Genomic DNA, 15,697 nt, shown 5'->3' with positions numbered 1-15,697 from the left:
AGTGATTGCCGCCCGCGTAAAGGGAAGTTACTCTCTCACAAAGCCTTATATCATTATAAAGGAGATAAAACAATGACCATTAACAAAGCAAAGAACTGGATACAGCACGAAACAGGAGTTGCGATTCAGTCAATGAAACGACTTCCGGGCAGTACATCATCTATTCTTCATGAAGTAACAACGGAAACGTTATCAGTCGTGTTACGCCAGATCGACAACGCCGAGTGGCTTATGGAAGAACCCAATATTGTTCGGCATGAGGCGGCGAGTCTTCGGAAAGCATCGGCTAGCGGGCTTCCTGCGCCATCACTCATTGCGTTTGATGAAACGGGAAAGGCAAGCGGGTTGCCGTCTATCCTCATGACGAAAGTAGAAGGGGAAGTTGAACTATTACCAAGTGATTTCACGAAGTGGACGGATGGATTAGCGAAAATATTGGCCACAATCCATCGTGTCGAAGCGAATGGTTTCGCGTGGGAATATAAAGCTTATACGAATCGTAATGAGGTCAAAAGCCCGGAATGGACGACGAAACCAGATGAATGGCAGGTGGCATTTGAACGATTACACGGAGAGATACCGGTATTCCGTGAGACATTCATTCACCGCGATTTTCATCCGGCGAATGTATTATGGCTAGGAGATGACGTGAGTGGCGTCGTCGATTGGCCGAATGCATGTCGTGGTCCGGTGGGAATAGATGTGGGCCATTGCCGAGTGAATTTGGCATTGCTACATGGCGTAGAGGTTGCAGATTTATTTTTGACAGCCTATGAAAAGCATGCAGGTTCTGCATTTACATACGATTCGTATTGGGATATTGTTTCGGCATTTGATTTCTTGGATGGACCACCAACTGTTTACAGTGGTTGGGCGGCTTTTGGTGTAACGGGATTGACGGATGCGATGATGGAAGAGCGGATGGATGCGTTTATGGAGAGTTTGGTTTAGGCGAAGTGAACTGGAAAGTAACTCTACCCTCATTATGGTAAACTAAAATCAACATGTGCGAAGGGAACTGGTGGATAGATGACAAACAGTTGGCACGAACGTTTTTCCACAGAAGAGTATGTTTATGGCAAAGAACCAAACGAATTTCTCGTCTCGGCAGTGCAAGAGTTACCGAAAGGGAAGGTGCTGTGCATTGCGGAAGGTGAAGGCCGAAATGCCGTCTACTTGGCTTCGCTAGGATTCGATGTGACCTCATGGGATTTTGCGCAAGCCGGACTCGATAAAACCAAGCAGCTCGCGGATGAAAAGGGAGTCGTTGTCACAACGGAACTCCGTGATTTAGCAGAAGTGACTTGGGAAGAAGGGCAGTGGGATGCTATCATCCATATCTTCGGTCATTTCCCGAGAAACGTCCTAGACCGGACTCTAGTAGGCATAAAAAAAGCATTGAAACCGGGTGGCTTTTATATCAGTGAATTGTATACGAAAGAGCAGCTGAGATATGGGACAGGCGGGCCTCGTAACGAGGAAATGCTTTGCGATCCAATCAACCTGCTCAAACAATTCAACGGTTACTTTGTGAAGCACTTCCATATTGGGGAAGTCAATCGTGTAGAAGGCCAGCTTCATACCGGAACAGCACACGTTGTACAAAGTGTGTTTCAAAAAAGAGAGGAAGACTAACAAATGAGTGGACAAAATCGTGCAGATGTAACACCAGGCTTAAAAGTGGCAGTCATATTAAAGAAAGACCAGCGGACTGGCGTGAAAACGGAGGGCGTCGTTAAAGATTTATTGACCAACTCAAGCTTTCACCCACATGGCATTAAAGTACGCCTCGAAGACGGACAAGTCGGTCGGGTTTGCGACATATTGTAATGAAAAAAGATCCGTTTAGGATCTTTTTTTTTGTTGCCTTTATTATGAAACGAAACACTCCGCTCGTCAGTCTAACGGGTGCAAGTCAGAAAGGAGTCACATTTATGTTGCAAGCAAATCTAGTGAAAAAAGCGCAAAAAGGGGATGACCGAGCATTCCTGAAGTTGATTGTGCCAGAAAAAGCAAAGCTCTATCGAATGGCATTTATGTATGTAAAAGATGAGAGTGACGCGCTGGACGTTGTGCAAGAAACGATTTACAAGGCGTATGTAGCCATCGACAAAGTAAAAGAGGCTTCTTATTTCTCAACTTGGCTGACCCGAATTTTAATAAACACATCGTTGGATTATTTGAAGATGAAAAATAAAGTGATTCCAATCGAACAAGAAGCGGTGGAGAGAATCGAATCCGTCGAAAGGCTTGAAACAGAAGACAGGCTGGATTTGCAGCATGCCATTGAACAGTTGGAAGACAAGTATAAGACGGTCATTATGCTGAGATACTATCAAGATTTAACGGTTAAACAAATTGCGGAGCTGTTGGAATGCCCTGAAGGTACAGTTAAAACGAACTTACATAGAGCTGTCAACAAATTAAGAGGGAATTTAAAGGAGTTGTGTGTCAATGGGTAAAGAATTTCCAGACGTCAAGGAGACGATTGAAAAGATAGAAGTGCCTTATGACAAATTGGATCAAACAATCGATTTTGCTATAAAAAGAGGCCGAGCGAAGCGAACCAGACCTAAGAGGAAGTTTTCACGTATCATCGGCATAGCTTCTGTGGTGGCATGTGTAATCATCAGTTCTGCCTTTGTCTCTCCAACAGCAGCCAAAATGCTGTCGTCAATTCCACTGTTGAATTCAGTGTTTGAATTTGCGGGAGATAGAGGGCTTGAAATTGTGAGTCAAAGAGGGTTATCGAAGAAGATAAATGAAACGGCTGTGGATCAACATATAGGTGCTACTATTCAAGAAGTCTTTTACGATGGCACACGTTTGTCGATTAGTTATGTGCATGATGCCTTAGGGATGTTGGAGGAACTAAGGCTAAAAGTAAATGGCGAGGAAATTGATTTTGGTGGTGGGGGAACAGGTGGGAAGTTGCCAACTGGTCAATATGTAGGGATTCTTGATATAGAACCTAAAAAGGAGTTACCGGAAGCCTTTCATTTAAGCATTGGCGTTGGAAAAATTGGCGAGGTAAAAGGGGAATGGAATTTCGATATTGCTGTCGAAGCATCTGAGGAGAAAGTCATCACGATTGAACCTATGCAAACAACGGCCTTTAAAGATACGGCACTTACTGTCAAAACGGTCAAAATTGGGCCGAGTGCGATTAAATTATCGGCAGATATAGTCAGCCCCTTCAAAAGGGATATTCCGAATATCGAAAGCAGTCTTGAGAAAGACGGTATGCTAGGGTTGAAAATACTCAATGATCATGGTGAAGCATCAGCCTACTCCATTGGGTCAGGTACAGGCGGAGAGGAAGACGGGAAGTCAGTGTCGCATATGGAATATCGTTTTGCTCCATTGGAAGAAAGTACGGACTTTTTGACAATTATTCCGTATGTGAATCCACTTGAGACGAAAGATTACGCGAGGATTGAACAGCCTCTTCGATTGAACGAATTGCCAATCACATTCGATCACGGCGAAGTGGGGAAAATGATTATAACAGATGTGCAGTATGAAGCAGACAAAACATTGCTCTATTTCCATGTGGAAAGCGATTTTCTATATGGAGGTCATTTAAATATCAATCAAATATGGCTAGAAGATTCGGCAGGCAATCAGTTAACAAGTGACAAGGGCTATCCAGAACGAATTGCACCCCATACGTATGTGAAAGAGTTTCAGTTCATTAGTGAGAGTGAACCGTTAACAATAGTGACATTTGAGCAGTCGACGGTCGAGGTTGTGGAAGAGATGCTCATGAAGATTCCAATACCTAAGGACTAGGCTTACTCTTTTAAGTGAATAGACAAAACAAAGAATCCATTCTTTCGCACTAAGAATGGATTCTTTGTGGTAAAGTTTTCTTATATCTGAATGGTTTAAAAGCGAAAGGGGGAAGTGATGTGGAGAGGGAGAAAGATATTTTTCGGAGAACGGGGGACGTTTTCTTATTCATTGTTATCATGGGCTTTTTGCTACCGATAGTCCTTATTGGTGTACTATACGTTTGGTTTGGCGGGCTGCCATTTTTACTGCCATTGCTGTTAGTGCTTTATATGTCGGTCGGCGTTGTGTTAGCAATGACTATATTTAATAAAAATAAGCATAAAAAAATCGTTTGTCGCATCCTTATTGGTGTCGTGGCCTTGTCATTGATCATTGGCCTTCCAGGAATTTACGATAAAACGAGACCCGTTGTTCAAGATGGTTATGTGGATACGTCTAGCTACGCCCCTTTTAGCGAACTTTCTCAAGTAGTGACCCTTACAGAACCTTCAACGTTGAAAATCGAAGATAATCTTCCTATTATTGACGGTGCGACCGCGCTATATCCTGTTTATGCGGCTTTTGCTCAAGCAGTCTACCCTGAAAAAGAATATGACCAATACGACAGTGAAGTCATGTCGAATCGTACGGGAGAAGCTTATGCGAATCTTATCAACGGCAGGGCCGATATCATTTTTGCAGTAGCCCCATCTGAACATCAGCGGGCTATGGCGAAGCGGTTAGGAAATGAATTGAAATTGACACCCATCGGCAAAGAAGCGTTTGTATTCTTCGTCAATGAAAAAAATCCAGTGCAGAGTTTGACTGTGGATGAAATCAAGGGGATTTATGCGGGGAACATTACGAATTGGCAAGCAGTGGAAGGTAAGAACAAGGACATTCGCGCCTTCCAGCGTCCGGAAGATAGCGGTAGCCAGACTGCTCTTCAACATTTTATGGGGGATGTCCCAATTATGGATCCACCTGTGGAGGACGTTGCATCGCTTATGGGCACAATCATCGATCAAGTATCCGATTATAAAAACTACAGCAATGCCATTGGCTATACGTTTAGATACTACTCAACAGAAATGACGAAGAATAATCGTATTCGTCTACTTGCTGTTGATGGCGTCGAACCGACAAAAGAAACCATTCGGTCGGGGGAGTATCCGATTACAAACGAACTGTACGCAGTCACTGCTGGAAGTGATAATCCACATGTGGAGGCATTCATCGACTGGATTTTGTCGGATCAAGGGCAGGAGATTGTTGAGAAGACGGGTTATGTGTCGATTAAATAGTGGGGCAAAAATCCTGTTTCGCTGATAAATGATGGAGTAGCGATGATATTAACTCGAAAACCATTTGATTGGAGGAAAATAAAATGACATTGTCGACTTTGCTAGAAATGGAATACCCAATTATCCAAGCCCCAATGGCGGGGGTGACGACGCCGGAATTTGTGGTGTCATCTGCGGAAGCGGGAATACTTGGTTCTATTGGTGCGGGCTATCTTTCGGCGGAAGAGACGCGGCAGTTTATTCGCGAAGTGAAGGAGCGGACGCATAAGCATTTTGCAGTCAATTTGTTTGTACCAGAGCCAATCGGGATGACTCAGCTCTATTTACGAGAAGCCTATGAGGCACTGCAACCCATTGGCAAGCAGCTTGGCATGCCCTATTGGAAGGCGCCGTTATCGAAATCTGAGTTTGATAAACAAGTCCAGGTGGTGGTGGATGAAGGCGTGAAAGTTTGTTCATTCACATTCGGACTGCCAGATGACAAGGCTGTGCGATTACTGAAAGAAAACAATGTGTATCTCATTGGGACGGCAACAACAGTGGAAGAAGCGAAACTAGCGGAACAGGCAGGCATGGATGCGGTCGTTGCACAAGGTAGCGAAGCGGGCGGCCATCGCGGATCTTTTGCAGAAGAATTAACATTGATTCCACGGAATAAATTACTTGAGGAAGTCGTCACATCTATTCAAATTCCAGTTATCGCGGCAGGCGGTATTGCGACAAAAGAGATGTTGGCAAGCGCGTTAGCGGCAGGTGCACATGCCGTTCAAATAGGAACCGCACTCCTTGCGGCAGATGAAAGTGGTGCACACGCTGTTTATAAGGAAGCCATTTTGAATGTGGATGAAGGATGTACAGCGGTAACAAAAGCTTTTTCAGGCAAAACTGCACGTGGCATTCGAAACCAGTTCATGATGGACATGAATGACGCAGTTATTGCTCCTTATCCTTACCAGCACGACCTGACGAAGGAAATTCGCAAAGCGGCGGCACAGCAAGGGAAGTCTGAATTCATGTCGTTGTGGGCGGGGGAAAGTGTGCATTTGACTACGGATGGATCATTGAAAGATATTATTAAACAACTTATCTGAATTTGGTATACTAAAAGAGTAATATGGCTAAGGATAGTGGGGGATTACGTGCGGAATTACATCGGTGAAATAGGACTTATTATTACGGCAATCATTTGGGGAAGTGGATTTGTTGCCAGTGCGGTGTCATTGGAACACTACACACCCTATCAGATTTTAGCGGGAAGATTTTTAATTGGTGTACTGATTCTCTGCGCTTTATTTTATAAAAAACTAAAGCATATCAAGAAAAGTACGCTTGTGAAAGGGACGATATTAGGGATCTTTCTATACCTTGCATTCGTACTTCAAACAGTGGGATTGCAGTATACGACACCCTCGAAAAATGCATTTTTAACGGCAGTCAATGTCGTCATCGTTCCTTTCATCGGTTTTTTATTGTACAAGCGAAAAATCGATTTGTTTGAATTGAGCGGTGCAGTAATCGCTTTAACTGGGGTGGCAGTGCTATCACTTAAACTATCCGCAGGAGTGAATGTCGGCGATTTGTTGACGCTCTGCTGTGCGGTTGGATTTGCGTTCCATATTTTTTACACAGCTAAATTTGTCAAAGACGAGGATGCAGTTTTGCTGACAATTGTTCAAATGGCAGTGGCGGCAGTGATTAGCTGGGTGGTTGTCATCTTCAAAGGAGAAACATCGCTTTCAATGGAGTCGGAGGGGCTAATGCCGCTTCTGTACTTGGGGATTTTCTCAACAACGATTGCTTACTTGCTGCAAACAGTCGCTCAGAAATATATTACAGAAACAAAAGCAGCCATCATTCTATCGACTGAGGCTTTCTGGGGTATGGCCTTTTCAGTTGTGATCTTAAGTGAAGTGATGACCCCGAAAATGATAATTGGTGCAGTCCTTATCCTTGGTGCCATTATCATATCCGAAACCAAGTTTAGTTTTTTGAAAAGGAAAAAGGTCGAGGAAGTAGTCTAAAAAAGGTACCAAGCTCAAAAATAGTTCAGAACTGTTTTTAAGCCTGGTACCTTTCATTTCGTTGTTTTAGTTTAGCGAATATTGTAACTTTATACGAATGAGACCGTCTATTATATAGGGAGGGGGATATATGAATAAATGGTTATTGGTGGTACTAGCATTCGTTGGACTTAATTTAATGGGATGTTCAAATAATGATATATCAGGTGAAAAGCCACCGAAAGTCTTCATAGGCGTTGGAGATGATACGTACGAAACAAAGCTTGGCACTTATTGTTGGGGGAATACCTGTGTCGATACTGCCGGGTCAATTGAAATGCTAGCAGACAAAGAACCGATCGAGGTAAGTCCTGGTGAAACACTATCTTTAGTGATGGACTACGAACCAAAACCAAATGAATTCTATGTTGTCCAGGTGAGTGGGGAAGAGGAAACTGACGTCACCGTGCAAGATAGTCGGTTTAACGCGCCTACTGAACAAGGGATTTATTATTATACCTATGGCGCATGGTGGAAGGATGAAGAGGTAGAGAACTTATCACGTGGCGATGCTTTTTATGCTTTTGCTCTTGAAGTTGTCCCGTAATGACAGGCCTGTGTTTACTCGTTGGCACTTGAGAAATGGAGGGATAGGATGAAAAAACTATGTCTAATAGTGATATTGTTTTCACTATTATTACCCACTATTGGCTGTGTAGCTGACGTGCAGGAGCAAAAAATAACTGTCCAAAAACAGGTAGGGGAAGACAAGGTTCATGAAGATTTTAGAGAAATCTCAGATAGAAAAAAGGTCAGCACAGCAATTGAGATTGTGAAAAGTGCCGATTGGGAGAATGCAAAAATAAAAATGGAGCGCTATCCTGACTATCAATTTCAGTTTCCCTTGAAGAATGGCAGTCAAGACAAAATAGCCTCTTATTTACTATGGATTTCGCCAAACGGTGAGAATGTTGAGATTGTCACTGATGGTGGTAAATATGTAAAGCTAACGGAGCAAGATTCTGCAACTTTATATGAGATTTTAACGGGAGAAGCATTGAGCTGACGGTGACTCTTGTTAGGAGGACTTATATGACATTTATTCATAAAGTAAAATGTGTACGTTTTTTAGTCTGTATACCTTTGCTATTAGTCGTATTAACAGGCTGCAATACAGGATACAAAGGAAACCCTACGCCAAAAGATTTCCTGGGAAATAAAAGGGCAGATATATTTGTACTTGATGAAATCGTTTATTCTAATGCACAGGATGTAGATTGGGTACAAGGTTTAGACTATACAATAGTCGAGCAAGTTGCAGAAATCACTAAGCAATCTGGTAAAGCATGGGGTTTCACAAGTGGCACTGCTAACAAATTACCCGTTGGAACAAAAATCTATAATACGGATTCAGGATTCCTCATTGCCATTGTCGAAGGTGAAGAAATTCCCTATCTAGGAATGTATGAAGGATAGCTAAGCCACTTTGTAGTGGGAGGGATACTGTTGAGGATAAATAGTAAATTGTTTATATTAGTGATCATCGTGTCGGTCATAACGGGTTGTTCAAACTGGAAATCAGCAGATTGGGCCTTTAATTTTGTCGTATGGGATGAATATATTTATAAAGTCAGTGATGATTATATAGAAGCGATCGATCAGGAAATTGGGGCAGTGACCAAGTACTCTGACCGTGCAGGAACCTATTCAGGGAACTTTTCAAATAAGTATAAAAAGGGCACTACCTATTACTCTATTAAAGGCATTAGTACAGACGAAGCGATAGCTATTCAAGAAGAGGACGGGAGCTATAAGAAGGCGATTCGAGATGGCAAATACGGGGAATAGTATTTTTTTGAGAAATGACGTTGATGTTAACTGTTATCCTGTTTTTAATTCGAACGTGTTCCAATTAGTTTGAAGAGGTGGATGAAATTCATTACTATCTGTCAAGGCGGCATTCACTTGATGAACTTATGGTGCATCATTCATAGGAAGGACGCACCATAAGTTCATCTAAATAATGGAGATTGAAATAGATGATTAAAAATAAACAGATGCATATAATTAATTGAATACATATTATAATAATTTGTTTTTTCATCAAGAAACTTTTCTTATAGAGAACGGTAGATATAGGTATAGCAACTAAGATGCTGCTACAAATTGCGTATAACTGGTAATGCTCCAAGTACACATTAACGTATAAACCGGGAGAAATATCTTGTAATGTTTGAGCAAAGAAAGGGAGTAACAGAATTATTATGTTAAACATAATTAGAACTGTTAAAGCAAAGACAGTTGAAAGAAAGTAAACGGCGTGCTTTTTCATTGTTGTACCCCCGAATTATTTACTTAGTAAATGAGTTAGACGTATAACAACTTTTTTCGTTACAAGGAATTTATTTGCAAGTGGCTTTCGTTAGAAATAAGATAGGAGGGCCAAATAATGCAAACAAATAAACGTTTCTCAGTTACTTTAGTAGCTTTAACAAACATTATTATTCTTTGTCTGATTCAATTTGTATATGTTTCTATGACAAGTGAAAAAAATGAGTCAGTCAATTTCCAACTGGTATACTTTCCTTTGATTATCGTGTCCGTTAACCTGCTTCTTTGGTTTAGTAGATTTAGAATCGAATTCTTTCTGCATTGGATTTTCGCATATGTAGGCTACTTTTGTTCCATTGTTAGTTTTTATTTTATTAATTATATGAATATAGATGCTTCGGAAGACTTTCCACCTGGTGAGGCTGCTTTCGATTTATTTTTAACTGTTGTTGTATTATCATCATTACAAGGAATTATCTTGCTTTTTTTTAATGGGGTTACTTATATTCTGTATAAGGGGTATTCCTATCTACTAAATAGGTACCAACCCTAAAACAGTCCAGAACTGCTTAGAGGCGGTACCTTTAGGGTTTAATCCATATCATTCAGTGCTTCTTCAAATTCTTCTTTTGTCGTTACCTCAAAATAATCGAGTGCAGAATCACCATAAGCATCGATCGTAGTTGGATCAGCGCCCGCATCGTACAAAAGAGCAGCGATGTCATACGATTCATTGTATAGTGCCGTTGCAAGTACCGTGGAGTAGTCATCAGAATCGTTAGGGTCTGCCCCTACGTCGAGCAGAAATTGGACAGCTTCAATATTATCGTTATACACGGCATAATGAAGTGCCGTTGTTGATTCCCCATCCTTCTCATGAATATCTACCCCGTCCATCAGCAGATCTTTCGCTGCTGTGATGTCGTCATCAATGACTGACATCATGAGCGGAGTGAGGTCTTCAGGGGAACCCAATTCATCATCAGCGGGTAAGAAGGATGCGAGAAAAACAGAACTTGTGGTAATCAGAACGATGACCCCAACATAAAGGGCGGAAAAAACCGCGCCATAAATGGTTGCGCCTATCGCTATTTTTCCGTTTTTCGGTGCGAAGTTTGGTGTCCCTTCCACATCCATAAAATGACCTACAGCTTGGATTCTTTTAGGTAATAAAGGATGGGTAGATAACACTTCGGCAAACCAAACAGCTACATTGGACTCGCTATGTATTTGTTCAAGGTATGCAAAATCATTTACCTCTTTGTAAAGACCTTTTCCGATACCTAGGATTGTGAGCGCGCGTTTCGCGGCCAGCCCATCCTGTATGTAATAAGCGGCTTGTCGGTCGCATGTATATTCGCATGCACGGCTATACGCTTGCGATAGAAAGGGTACAAGTGTCGCGGGTAAAACAAGCATACTATTCAGGATATGTCTGCGCTTAATGTGAGCCAATTCATGTGCAATGATAAAATCGAGCTCTTTGTCACCTTGTTCTCGTGCCAATTCGAATACTTCTGAATAAATCACAACCATGTTACGCCCAAAGAATCGTGTGGCAAAGGCATTGAAGGCACCTTCGGAATGAATAACGAATACATCTGGGACGCTTTTAAGTTCCATTTTCTTCGATAAATCAACCACCCGCTCATAAACATCGGGAAATTGTCGCTCGCTTATACGAATTCCATTACCCCGAATACTTCCGAGCATAATTGCATTTGAAAATAAGATAAATGCGAGAATCACAAGTGCTATGACGATTCCAATCAGACTGACCATAGCGATGAGATAGATAAAAATACTAATGATGACACTACAGATGAAATACGGTGTTTCTTTACTAGACGTTAAAGATTTTAAACTCAATACTTATTCTCCTTTTTACAGCAATATTTTTCCACACAAGTATAAATAATAGGGAGTTAAAGTAATATGGTCAATAGGTATAGATGCTTCCTATCGTTGAAGGCGAAAATGGTGCATAGAGACTACGAAGAGGGTTGAAGAGTTAATATACCATTATTTTGATGTTTTGGAATGATCTTTTTAATGATAAGGATAAGTTGGAATTAGGGGGAGTTTCACAATGAAGACAGAAAAAGAAAAAATGGTAGCTGGCGAATTGTATCGTCCTTCCGATCTTGAATTAACAAAAGGTCGGGAAAATGCTCGCCGATTAACGAGGTTATTTAATGAGAAGTTGGAAACGGCGCATAGTGAACGGACTAGCTTGTTACAAGAGCTATTTGGCTCAACAGGGCAGAATGTGTATGTTGAGCCTAGCTTGCGTTGCGATTACGGTTTTAATATTCACGTTGGTGATAACTTCTACGCCAATTTTGATAGTGTTTTTCTAGATGTATGCGAAATTAGAATTGGAGATAATTGCATGATTGCACCGGGCGTCCATATTTACACGGCTACCCACCCGCTAGATCCTGCTGAAAGAAATTCCGGTATCGAATATGGTAAGCCTGTATCCATTGGTGATAACGTTTGGATTGGTGGGCGTGCGGTTATTAATCCTGGAGTAACGATTGGAAACAATGTGGTGGTTGCATCAGGCGCAGTTGTGATAAAAGATGTGCCTGATAATGTAGTTGTAGGTGGAAATCCAGCGAGAGTGATTAAAGAGATTGCTGTTTCGCACAATCACGCGTAATTTGATGGTACGAGGAAAGAACCCGCCTTTCATTGGAAAGGGCGGGTTCTTCTACGTTCGATCATGAAAAGAAGGATGCCTGAAGAAAATTGCAGGGCGGCTCCGATAATCATGGCAATTAATAGAATGGTGTAGGGTATTGTTGTCACACGTTGCCCAACAAGTGATTGCTGTTCGAAAATGTGATAATGGAATAGAAGAGCAAGATTTAACGTAAGAAAACCAAGTGCCAGCAGGAAGTATTTGCGCAGGGTTTGCTTTTGTTCGGGCTTTGCAAAGAGTAGAAATCCAACGATGCCGAGCAGTAACAGAAGGGTTAGTAATTGCCATAGGATATCCATTCGTGAAACATCTCCTTTGTACCTACTATGTACAATTAGGGGGAGAAACAACCCTTTTGTAGATGGAATATTCGGAACATTAAAGAGTGCAGAACGTCTACTATAGAAGACTTATTCAGGGGGTGATCGGAAATGAAGACCTTTTTGAGGTTAAATATGCTGAGTGCTCTGTATGCTTTTGTGTTATTTATATCGGTTGAACTTCAAGTCAATTTCTATCGCATTTGGCGGTTAACCGGATGGGAATCGTGGACGGTAGACCGGATCACCACTGCTATCCATATTATCGGATTTATCGTAACGATATTTCTATTCTACTCTTTAGTTAGGAAATGGTTTGAAGGTAGAATAATGGTCTACTGGTCAGTGATTCTATGGCTCCCGTATGTAATCCTATTTGTCTTTATCTTCGCTACACTCTTTCCTATGACAGACCGAGGAGATAGCGCTGCGCCCGTAACGGGGCTTATTATTATCGGACAGCTGATGATTTATCCGTTTTATTTAGCAGCTATAACTTGGTTTGGCTCTGCTAGGGATTTTGTTGTAGAGGAAATAAAATCTGAGAAGTAGGGTGATTACGATGAAGGTTGCGTTCTTTGACAGAGATGGAAAGATTATTGAAGACTATCCAGATCAAGAGTGGACACACATAAAAAATCCCTCGTATTTCCACACCACTGCTAGTACATTCACTGTTAATCCGTCCGATATAATAACTGAAAATAAAGATATGTAACCCCATGCGTATGCAGTATAATTTAGCCTATAAGATTATTAAATCGAAGGGGGATTCCGTTGGTAGACTTACTGGTTATCATGTTGGAAAGGGTAGGCATGATCGTGGCGGTTGCCTTCGTTTTGACTCGTTTTCAATTCTTTAAGAACTTGGTTCATCACGATAAATTGGATCGCAAGCAAGAACTTACAGCCATTTTGTTTTTTGGTTTTTTCGGTATTGTGGGCACGTATTTTGGGGTCGCACTTAATACAAATACCCTTCATTTTAATGGCGTAGCATCAGCATTGACGTCGGATGAGGCCATTGCGAATTCACGTGTCATTGGGGTTGTTGTCGCGGGCTTGTTGGGCGGCTATCGCGTGGGACTTGGTGCGGGGCTGATTGCAGGTATTCATCGGATGACATTGGGTGGATTTACGGCCTTTTCCTGTGGGCTTTCGACAATTGTTGCGGGCGTTGTGGCAGGGGCTTTTTATCGAAAAGGGAAAGCGCTAAAACCGCTCACTGTGTTTGGCATCGGCGCACTTGCGGAAGCGATGCAAATGACGATGATTCTGTTAATTTCTAACCCGTTTGAGCAAGCACGCACACTGGTTGAGGTTATTGGAATGCCGATGATTCTGGCTAATGGAGTCGGGACGGCTATTTTTATATTGATTGTCCACAACGTGATTAGTGAACAGGAGAAAATGACAGCATTACAAGCACAGAAAACGCTGCGCATTGCGAACCAAACGCTGGGCTACTTGCGAACAGGCATGAATACGGACACTGCACGGGCAGTTTGCGATATTCTATTCCGCGAATTAAAACCAAGTGCTGTTGCCATGACCAATCAAACAGATATTCTTGCGCATGTGGGAATTGCCAGTGATCATCATCAAGTAAACAGCCCAATTCGGACGGCTGAAACTAAGGATGTCATTCATCACGGCGAGTTGGTTGTCGTCAATGATGGCACTATTCATTGTGATTATCCGGGTTGTCGATTGGGTGCGGCGGTGATTGCCCCCCTTATTAGACGCGGTGAAACGATAGGGACACTCAAACTGTATTATCCATCTGAAAAAGTGATTACGGATGTTAGCATCGAGCTGATTGCCGGACTCAGCTCGCTGTTAAGCAATCAACTAGAAATTGCGGAAACGGATCGTGCCTATCAATTGGCAAAAGAAGCAGAAATCAAAGCATTGCAGGCACAAATTAGTCCTCACTTTTTATTTAATTCTATGAACATTATTGTGTCTTTAATTCGTACAGACCCTAATCAGGCGCGGAAATTGTTGACATCGTTATCTTACTTTTTACGGCAAAACGTCACGGGGACGACTGCTTCTCAAATATCCCTAGAACAAGAGCTGTCGCATGTTAAAGCATATATGGAAATCATTGAAGCTAGATTTATCGATCGCCTCACCATTTTATATGACGTGGATGACAATTTATTGCACGAAAGAATTCCACCCTTTACCTTGCAGCCTATCGTTGAAAACGCCATTCACCACGGGATTAATGATATGGAGAAAAATTGTATCATTACACTGAGTGTGCGCAGTTTGGATACTGAAATTGGTATTCAAGTGGAGGACAACGGAAAAGGGATATCACCCGAACGGCTAACCAAGTTGGGCACTATCCAGGTAGAGTCTGAAACAGGAACTGGCATGGGGCTTTTCAATGTCAATCGTCGCTTACGGATGACATTTGGCGATCAGGCAGGCTTATCGATCACAAGCAAAGAGCATGAAGGAACGATGATATCATTTCGAATTCCTAAATGGGAGGAGGGCGTTTGATGAGGACAATCCGTACTTTAATCGTAGATGACGAACGCTATGCGCGCGAAGAACTAACGTATTTACTTAGTAAATTTCCGGCTATTCAGGTGGTCGGGGAAGCTGAAAGTGGGGAAACCGCCCTTTTAAAAACATTGCAACTCCAACCAGACGTCGTGGTCCTTGATGTGGAGATGCCTAAAATGAACGGGATTGAAGCAGCTAAAACCTTGGTCGAATTAAAAAAAGTACCTCTTATCATTTTTGCAACTGCCTATCCCCAGTTCGCTGCGGAGGCCTTTCGAATTAACGCAGTCGATTATCTGTTGAAGCCATATGATGAGGAGCAGTTGGAGCAAACGATTGATAGAATTGAAAAAATTTTATCTCCAGTGCAGGTTGCCGACAATATAGAAAAACTCGGGAAATTGGCGGTCGAAACGGGTGGCGAAATTGACTATATTCTTCCACAAGCTATTTTGTATATGTACCGAGATGAGAAAGTGACCAAAATTATTACCCAGACGGATGATTACGAAGTGCGCACAACATTAAAAGAACTCGAAAGCCGATTAGTACCTTATTCGTTTTTTCGTATTCATAAAGGATACTTGGTCAATTTGAAATACGTCAGTCGATTGACGCCTTGGTTTAACGGCGCTTACCAGTTAGAGTTGGAAGGCTTGGATGAAAAGCTTTCCGTCAGTAGAAATTACGTGAAGGATTTGCGGCAACGGTTGGAATTGTAATGCATGTTAAGCCACT

The 15,697-nt window shown here is 42.0% G+C and carries 18 protein-coding genes; 16 read left to right on the top strand and 2 right to left on the bottom strand.

What is annotated here, in order from left to right; all coding sequences use genetic code 11:
* From ACIQ0H_RS12165 to ACIQ0H_RS12110, 12 genes are all read left to right on the top strand, one after another.
* The coding region (locus tag ACIQ0H_RS12165; RefSeq protein ID WP_403414916.1) for a phosphotransferase family protein at positions 1-951 on the top strand (951 nt) is incomplete at its 5' end.
* 78 nt (positions 952-1,029) lie between these two features.
* The gene (locus ACIQ0H_RS12160) at positions 1,030-1,635 is read left to right on the top strand and encodes a class I SAM-dependent methyltransferase (protein WP_403414913.1); all 606 of its coding nucleotides are present in this window, start codon (positions 1,030-1,032) and stop codon (positions 1,633-1,635) included.
* A 3-nt stretch (positions 1,636-1,638) separates the two neighbouring features.
* A complete protein-coding gene (locus ACIQ0H_RS12155) occupies positions 1,639-1,830 on the top strand; it encodes a YwbE family protein (RefSeq protein WP_403414911.1) in 192 nt (63 codons plus the stop codon).
* Positions 1,831-1,874: 44 nt separating this feature from the next.
* The gene (locus ACIQ0H_RS12150; protein WP_403414908.1) at positions 1,875-2,462 is read left to right on the top strand and encodes a sigma-70 family RNA polymerase sigma factor; all 588 of its coding nucleotides are present in this window, start codon (positions 1,875-1,877) and stop codon (positions 2,460-2,462) included.
* A complete protein-coding gene (locus ACIQ0H_RS12145; RefSeq protein ID WP_403414905.1) occupies positions 2,455-3,792 on the top strand; it encodes a DUF4179 domain-containing protein in 1,338 nt (445 codons plus the stop codon). The genes ACIQ0H_RS12150 and ACIQ0H_RS12145 overlap by 8 nt, the downstream gene beginning before the upstream one ends.
* A gap of 119 nt (positions 3,793-3,911) precedes the next feature.
* Entirely contained in the window at positions 3,912-5,078 is a 1,167-nt protein-coding gene (locus tag ACIQ0H_RS12140) for a PstS family phosphate ABC transporter substrate-binding protein (protein WP_403414902.1), read from the top strand.
* A gap of 83 nt (positions 5,079-5,161) precedes the next feature.
* On the top strand, positions 5,162-6,169 hold the full coding sequence (locus ACIQ0H_RS12135; RefSeq protein WP_403414900.1) for an NAD(P)H-dependent flavin oxidoreductase: 1,008 nt from the start codon (positions 5,162-5,164) through the stop codon (positions 6,167-6,169).
* 48 nt (positions 6,170-6,217) lie between these two features.
* Positions 6,218-7,099: a DMT family transporter gene (locus tag ACIQ0H_RS12130; protein ID WP_403414897.1), complete on the top strand. Its 882-nt coding sequence runs from the start codon at positions 6,218-6,220 to the stop codon at positions 7,097-7,099.
* A 130-nt stretch (positions 7,100-7,229) separates the two neighbouring features.
* The gene (locus ACIQ0H_RS12125; RefSeq protein ID WP_403414894.1) at positions 7,230-7,685 is read left to right on the top strand and encodes a hypothetical protein; all 456 of its coding nucleotides are present in this window, start codon (positions 7,230-7,232) and stop codon (positions 7,683-7,685) included.
* A 48-nt stretch (positions 7,686-7,733) separates the two neighbouring features.
* On the top strand, positions 7,734-8,144 hold the full coding sequence (locus ACIQ0H_RS12120; protein ID WP_403414891.1) for a YhfM domain-containing protein: 411 nt from the start codon (positions 7,734-7,736) through the stop codon (positions 8,142-8,144).
* A 26-nt stretch (positions 8,145-8,170) separates the two neighbouring features.
* Positions 8,171-8,554, top strand: a complete 384-nt coding sequence (locus ACIQ0H_RS12115) for a hypothetical protein (RefSeq protein ID WP_403414888.1) — start codon at positions 8,171-8,173, stop codon at positions 8,552-8,554.
* Positions 8,555-8,584: 30 nt separating this feature from the next.
* Entirely contained in the window at positions 8,585-8,926 is a 342-nt protein-coding gene (locus ACIQ0H_RS12110; RefSeq protein ID WP_403414885.1) for a hypothetical protein, read from the top strand.
* 1,074 nt (positions 8,927-10,000) lie between these two features.
* Here the strand turns inward: ACIQ0H_RS12110 and ACIQ0H_RS12105 are convergent.
* Positions 10,001-11,278, bottom strand: coding sequence for a M48 family metallopeptidase (locus ACIQ0H_RS12105; protein WP_403414882.1), 1,278 nt, complete (start codon positions 11,276-11,278; stop codon positions 10,001-10,003).
* Between the two features lie 220 nt (positions 11,279-11,498).
* Between ACIQ0H_RS12105 and ACIQ0H_RS12100 the strand changes: the two genes are divergently transcribed.
* Entirely contained in the window at positions 11,499-12,074 is a 576-nt protein-coding gene (locus ACIQ0H_RS12100) for a maltose acetyltransferase domain-containing protein (protein WP_403414879.1), read from the top strand.
* A 29-nt stretch (positions 12,075-12,103) separates the two neighbouring features.
* Here ACIQ0H_RS12100 and ACIQ0H_RS12095 read toward each other — a convergent pair whose 3' ends face one another.
* Positions 12,104-12,415, bottom strand: a complete 312-nt coding sequence (locus ACIQ0H_RS12095) for a hypothetical protein (protein ID WP_403414877.1) — start codon at positions 12,413-12,415, stop codon at positions 12,104-12,106.
* Positions 12,416-12,547: 132 nt separating this feature from the next.
* On the opposite strand from ACIQ0H_RS12095, the gene ACIQ0H_RS12090 reads away from it, so the two are divergent.
* The 3 genes from ACIQ0H_RS12090 (at position 12,548) to ACIQ0H_RS12080 (ending at position 15,681) form a co-directional block, all read left to right on the top strand.
* Complete coding sequence (locus ACIQ0H_RS12090; RefSeq protein WP_403414874.1) at positions 12,548-12,988, top strand: hypothetical protein; 441 nt, start codon at positions 12,548-12,550, stop codon at positions 12,986-12,988.
* 225 nt (positions 12,989-13,213) lie between these two features.
* Positions 13,214-14,953, top strand: coding sequence for a LytS/YhcK type 5TM receptor domain-containing protein (locus ACIQ0H_RS12085; RefSeq protein ID WP_403414871.1), 1,740 nt, complete (start codon positions 13,214-13,216; stop codon positions 14,951-14,953).
* Positions 14,950-15,681: a LytR/AlgR family response regulator transcription factor gene (locus tag ACIQ0H_RS12080; protein WP_403414868.1), complete on the top strand. Its 732-nt coding sequence runs from the start codon at positions 14,950-14,952 to the stop codon at positions 15,679-15,681. Before ACIQ0H_RS12085 ends, ACIQ0H_RS12080 begins: the two co-directional genes overlap by 4 nt.
* Positions 15,682-15,697: the final 16 nt, after the last annotated feature.

The organism is Sporosarcina sp. NPDC096371, from assembly GCF_044762865.1.
GTDB lineage: Bacteria > Bacillota > Bacilli > Bacillales_A > Planococcaceae > Sporosarcina.
Note: the sequence above shows the minus strand (reverse complement) of the source record. Positions and strands in the feature narration are given on the sequence as shown.

Bases quoted from the DNA above. Each gene is read 5' to 3' on its own strand.
- ACIQ0H_RS12160 (WP_403414913.1), top strand. From the start codon at position 1,030: ATGACAAACAGTTGGCACGAACGTTTTTCCACAGAAGAGTATGTTTAT.
- ACIQ0H_RS12155 (WP_403414911.1), top strand. From the start codon at position 1,639: ATGAGTGGACAAAATCGTGCAGATGTAACACCAGGCTTAAAAGTGGCA.
- ACIQ0H_RS12150 (WP_403414908.1), top strand. From the start codon at position 1,875: ATGAAACGAAACACTCCGCTCGTCAGTCTAACGGGTGCAAGTCAGAAA.
- ACIQ0H_RS12145 (WP_403414905.1), top strand. From the start codon at position 2,455: ATGGGTAAAGAATTTCCAGACGTCAAGGAGACGATTGAAAAGATAGAA.
- ACIQ0H_RS12135 (WP_403414900.1), top strand. From the start codon at position 5,162: ATGACATTGTCGACTTTGCTAGAAATGGAATACCCAATTATCCAAGCC.
- ACIQ0H_RS12125 (WP_403414894.1), top strand. From the start codon at position 7,230: ATGAATAAATGGTTATTGGTGGTACTAGCATTCGTTGGACTTAATTTA.
- ACIQ0H_RS12120 (WP_403414891.1), top strand. From the start codon at position 7,734: ATGAAAAAACTATGTCTAATAGTGATATTGTTTTCACTATTATTACCC.
- ACIQ0H_RS12115 (WP_403414888.1), top strand. From the start codon at position 8,171: ATGACATTTATTCATAAAGTAAAATGTGTACGTTTTTTAGTCTGTATA.
- ACIQ0H_RS12100 (WP_403414879.1), top strand. From the start codon at position 11,499: ATGAAGACAGAAAAAGAAAAAATGGTAGCTGGCGAATTGTATCGTCCT.
- ACIQ0H_RS12095 (WP_403414877.1), bottom strand. From the start codon at position 12,415: ATGGATATCCTATGGCAATTACTAACCCTTCTGTTACTGCTCGGCATC.
- ACIQ0H_RS12090 (WP_403414874.1), top strand. From the start codon at position 12,548: ATGAAGACCTTTTTGAGGTTAAATATGCTGAGTGCTCTGTATGCTTTT.